This is a genomic window from Pedobacter sp. 05L430 (genome assembly GCF_056397585.1).
In genome coordinates this window covers 1-5,382 of the sequence record NZ_JBFTNT010000288.1, presented here as the reverse complement: position 1 = coordinate 5,382, position 5,382 = coordinate 1, and the positions used below count along the sequence as shown (strand labels likewise).

Genomic DNA, 5,382 nt, shown 5'->3' with positions numbered 1-5,382 from the left:
GTACTCGCTAATATTACTTTTTAGGTAAAGCGTGGTTATCAATTGCCCATTTATGCCATCTTTCACTTAAATCCTTTACTTTTTCGGGGAACTTAGCAGCCAGATCGTTTAGCTCTGTTTCATCATCCTTTATCTTATAAAGGTGCCATGTAGTGTCATTGGATAAGGAAACCAGTTTCCACTGCTTGGAACGTGCGTATCGTGCTTTAAAATGCTCATTGAATAGAAATTCATGTCCACCATTTTCTTGGCCTTTAAATGAAGAAGTTAAGCTTAAACCCTGAATCGGTTTAATTGATTTTCCTTTATACACAGACGGATATTTTGCCTTGGCAATCTCGATGAAGGTTGCCATAAAATCCATTACATGCCCTACGTGATTACTCATAGCACCTCTCTTTGCGGTTATTCCTTTAGGCCAAAAAGCAATCATTGGGGTACGGACACCACCTTCATATGATTGCTCTTTGGCATACTGATAAGGTGTATTGGCTACATTGGCCCATCTTTGCCCTATTGACGCAAAGGTTGTCTGTGGCCCGGGAAATACCTTTTTATTTACAGGGTAGATGATCTCCTTTCCGTCTCTTGTTTGACCCGGTCTATCGAACCCTTTACCGTATTTTGAACAATCTTCAGGGCTTGCCCCGTTATCACTTAAAAAGATTATAAGGGTATTATCCAATTCTCCCGACTTTTTTAATGCGTCTATTATGCTTCCGATGCCCTGATCCATTTCGTCTACCATTGCAGCATGTACCGCCATTGCTCTTGCTCCCCACTCCTTATCTGGATTATTTCCCCACTTAAGTTMATTGTTGATACGGGGAGACAGCTTTGTCGTTTCAGGGTCAATAATCCCCATTTTAACCATTCTGTTATACCTGGCTTCTCTTATTGCGTCCCACCCACCTTTATAAGTATCTTTATATTTTTCAATATCCTCAGGCTTTGCCTGTAAAGGCCAGTGAGGTGCGTTTTGTGCCACATATAGGAAAAATGGCTGGTCTCCCTTACTGAAATCTTCAATGTAGGTAGCGGCGCTATCATTAATAGCATCAGTGTGATAATAATTTTTAGGTACACTTTTAATTGGCGTTGTTCCACTAACCAAACTGAATGGATCAAAATAATCTACGACCCCCCAAAGTGTGCCGAAATACTTTTCGAATCCCCTGTTTGTGGGGTACTGTTCAAGAGGTGAAAATAGCGGATGTTCAGTTTTATGATTAAGCCAGTCGAGCTGTGCTTCTGGTGTGTCTTGCTCAACGGTATTGGATACATGCCATTTTCCGGACATTGCAGTCCTGTAACCCGCATCTTTTAATACTTCGGCAAGAGTAACCACATCGGTACCCAGTGCACCGCGATAGCCATCCACATGCCTATCTGTAGTCATTTCACCTATGCCTGCATTATGATTATACACTCCAGTAAGTAATGCGGCTCTTGAAGGGCAGCAGCGGGATGTGTTATAGAATCGCTTATATCTGATTCCCTGGGATGCCAGATAATCGAGATTTGGGGTTTTTATTTCGCCTCCATATGCACCTATATCCGAATAACCGAGGTCATCGGCCATGATCAATACGATGTTTGGTCTGTTATCTTTTTTAGGCTTAACACTTATTTTTTTAGTAGCCGAGTAGGTAAATGCCGTGATGACTGCCGATGTTAAAAGGCCAAAAATAACGAATGATTTCTTTAAAAACATGGTTGATAAATTAGGTCGGTTGCAGCACTAATATATCAACGAATAAGTAAAATGTCATCTCTTTTATTTAAAATCATGTAAAGAATCTGATAGACAAAGCATTAAATGTGGGTCACTTTTTATATTATAATTTTATTGATATAAAACTTGTAAATATATTGATTTACATCCATTTGTCATCAAATAAAAAAGTTAAACTTTAGCGTTGTTTATTTGACCAAATATAATTTTGACCAAGGTTTATAAGGATAAATGAAATTACTAATAATAATAGTAAAAAAATCATAGGTATTAATTGGTTATCTTCGTTGTAGAAAATCATACAATAAGCTAATCTGAAAAAACCAACGACGACTACTTAGTTCCGAGTGGTGTTTGTAAAAATGAACATAGTTAATTTTAAAAAAGTATTCCATTTATTTACCCCTGCCTATAGTGGCAAAGGAACCCTCCTCTTATTGACACTCATTATTGGACTTTCCTGCAGTCAGGCAAATAAATCTGAAAATGTGAAGACCGCTGATGAATCTTGTTCAGACAATTTACCTAGCAAGTATGGCGTATCGGTACAAGGCAAACAAGACTCATTGTTATCATCAAATCCAAGCAGATCAGTTAAGGGTATGAAGTGGATTCCAGGGGGTACATTTTTAATGGGTGCCGTCGACAAGGAAGGGCGTGCCGATGAATATCCTTCACACCAGGTTAAACTTGATGGCTACTGGATGGACGAGAGAGAAGTTACCAACGCGCAGTTTGCTGCTTTTATTAAAGCGACGGGTTACAAAACCGTTGCTGAGCGAAAGCCAGATTGGGAAGAAATCAAAAAACAATTACCTGAAGGTACTCCAAAACCATCAGACGATTTATTAGTAGCGGCCTCTCTTACGTTTAATCCGCCCTCTAGCCCCGTTTCTTTACACGATGCATCACAATGGTGGGCATGGACACCCGGAGCCGACTGGAGGCATCCTGAGGGGCCTAAAAGTAATTTGAAAGGAAAAGACAATTATCCGGTTACCCAAGTTTGCTGGGAAGACGCAAATGCTTATGCTAAATGGGCTGGTAAACGACTACCGACTGAGGCTGAATGGGAATATGCCGCACGTGGTGGCCAGAAGAACGCAATATATCCTTGGGGAAATGAACAAATTGAGAGTCGAAAACCAAAAGCGAATACCTGGCAAGGAAGTTTTCCGGACACAAATACGGATTGGGATGGCTTTCATGGTTTAGCCCCTACCGGATCTTTCCCTGCTAATGGATACGGCTTATTCGATATGGCCGGAAATGTTTGGGAATGGGTGTCGGACTGGTATACCAATGATTATTATGATACTCAGAAAGGTAAAACAGTTACCAATCCTAAAGGTCCGGATAAAAGTTTTGACCCGGATGAGCCTACCGTTCCAAAAAAAGTAACTCGCGGAGGCTCATTTATGTGTAACAGTTCTTATTGTAAGGGATACAGAGTAGCAGCCAGAATGAAATCATCGCCTGATACAGGCTTGCAAAATACTGGTTTCAGATGTGTAAGGTCTGAACCTGCGTCAAAAAAATAAAAGATCAGCGGAGTTCAAAGATAACTCCGCTGATCTTATAACGTACTATCTCTTATACATTCCTATCTCAGTTATAGCTGTAAATAGTCCGTTTTTATAACCTGATTTAAATATCATCTTAAAGTGTCTAATGTTACGGGGTTCAAAAAACTCGAGGTATTGCTTTGTCCCTGAGTTTTCCATAGTAAACGCAGCTAAGGAATTCAATGTTACTTTATCTGTACTGGCGGGCATTTGCTGTGTTATTTCATCACTACTCAGCTAAAATTTACAGCACTGTTTATTATTCCTATATAAGGGACTCAGTTGTTTGTGAGCAAATTGTTCATGATATATTTATCACCATTTTGTCTGGTTGACACACTTCAGATACCATCCTTTAACGCCTGCCTAACCTCTGCGCACCGATACAGGGTATAGAGGTATATGGCCTCCGGTAAAGTATACCCGATTGATTATAAAGAAAGTATGGAGGAGGGGGTTTACAGCGACTGCACTTCCCAAAACGAGGGATATAACAGCCTAATCAACAAGCAGATGGAATTGGCGGCGGATTCTTATCTGGCTCATCTGGCCCAAAGGTGCAGACAGATCTTTTTGATGAACCGCGGACAGTTACTGGCCAATGAGGAGATCGCAAACGAATTATGGATTTCTAAACGTACCGTAGAAAATCAGATTCCTACGCACTTAGACATTTACGTTTTTCATTAAAAGACGTAAATGTCATCCTGACTATCCTTGAAGGATTAACACGTTGCACCACTAAATCTAAACATCTGTTTTAGCTCAAAAGTGATACATATCATAAATAGGTAGGATTTCTGTCACTTTTTCGTCTTGCTTAAATACTCAACTTTGAAGCATACTTTAAATATAGATGTTAAAAGAAAACGTAATTTCATCAGAGAAGCATTGTTTTCATTGCGGAGACGACATTATAGCCCAGCAATACATACAGAATAATAAGCGGTTTTGTTGTTCCGGATGTAAAACCATCTATGAGATCTTAACAGCGCATAACCTGTCAAACTATTATGTTTACAATAAGATTCCCGGAAAAACACAAAGTAAGGCTACCTCAAATTTTGACTACCTGGAGGTTCCACAGGTTGTCAGTAAACTTGTTGATTTTGAAGATGAAATCAAAACAATTGTAACGTTATATATACCTGCCATCCATTGCAGTTCGTGTATTTGGTTATTAGAACACCTTCATCTTTTGCAATCAGGAATATTGCAGTCAAGAGTTGATTTCCTTAAAAAACAGGTTTCTATAACATTTAAAAATGATGAAACTAATTTAAAACAGCTGGCACAATTGCTCTCTTCAATAGKTTATGAGCCTTTAATAAGCTTGCAGGATATTGTAAAAAAAGGACAATCAAGTAAAACAGAAAGAAGCCTCATTACCAAAATTGCTGTGGCAGGATTCTGTTTTGGTAATGTAATGCTTTTAAGTTTTCCTGATTATTTTGGTCTTGGCGATTTTGAACGCGAATTTAAGAATTTCTTTGGATGGCTTAATCTTGCATTTTCATTACCTGTTGTTTTGTACAGCGGAAGGGAGTATTTTATTTCTGCGTGGACAAATCTAAAGGCAAAGAGACTCAATCTTGATTTTCCATTAGCACTTGGTATCCTGGTTATGTTTCTGCGTTCTGCTTATGAAATCATCTCGCAAACCGGAGCTGGGTTTGTAGATACACTTTGCGGATTGGTTTTCTTTCTCTTAGTAGGAAAGTGGATGCAGGAAAGAACCTTTCATCATATTTCATTTGAGAGAGATTATCGGTCCTACTTTCCTGTTGCAGTAACCACCATAAACGAAGGAGTGGAAAGGCCAATACCCCTCAGTGATTTAAAAACGGGTGACAGAATTCTAATCAGAAGTCAGGAAATTTTGCCGGCAGACGCTATTCTACTCAACGGCGAGGCTGAAATAGACTTTAGTTTTGTAACAGGGGAATCCATTCCGGTAAAAAAAACACTGGGAGAAATTATTTATGCGGGTGGCCGACAACTATCAGGTTCTATTGAAATGGAGGTATTAAAGCCGGTGTCGCAAAGCTACCTTACGCAACTTTGGAATAATAGTGCTTTTAT

The 5,382-nt window shown here is 39.3% G+C and carries 4 protein-coding genes; 3 read left to right on the top strand and 1 reads right to left on the bottom strand.

From position 1 onward, the window contains the following. Positions 1 to 13: 13 nt before the first annotated feature. On the bottom strand, positions 14 to 1,714 hold the full coding sequence (locus tag AC1DG9_RS22670; protein WP_477635285.1) for an arylsulfatase: 1,701 nt from the start codon (positions 1,712 to 1,714) through the stop codon (positions 14 to 16). Positions 1,715 to 2,097: 383 nt separating this feature from the next. Between AC1DG9_RS22670 and AC1DG9_RS22665 the strand changes: the two genes are divergently transcribed. The 3 genes from AC1DG9_RS22665 to AC1DG9_RS22655 all read left to right on the top strand — a co-directional run. Beyond that, positions 2,098 to 3,276, top strand: a complete 1,179-nt coding sequence (locus AC1DG9_RS22665) for a formylglycine-generating enzyme family protein (protein WP_288883695.1) — start codon at positions 2,098 to 2,100, stop codon at positions 3,274 to 3,276. A 426-nt stretch (positions 3,277 to 3,702) separates the two neighbouring features. After that, positions 3,703 to 3,990 (top strand): sigma factor-like helix-turn-helix DNA-binding protein, encoded by a 288-nt coding sequence (locus AC1DG9_RS22660; protein ID WP_288883693.1) that lies wholly within the window; start codon positions 3,703 to 3,705, stop codon positions 3,988 to 3,990. A gap of 166 nt (positions 3,991 to 4,156) precedes the next feature. After that, a partial coding sequence (locus AC1DG9_RS22655; RefSeq protein ID WP_477635284.1) for a heavy metal translocating P-type ATPase occupies positions 4,157 to 5,382 on the top strand: 1,226 nt, incomplete at its 3' end.

Coding starts and splice junctions, on each gene's coding strand:
- AC1DG9_RS22665 (WP_288883695.1), top strand. CDS start 2,098: ATGAACATAGTTAATTTTAAAAAAGTATTCCATTTATTTACCCCTGCC.
- AC1DG9_RS22660 (WP_288883693.1), top strand. CDS start 3,703: ATGGCCTCCGGTAAAGTATACCCGATTGATTATAAAGAAAGTATGGAG.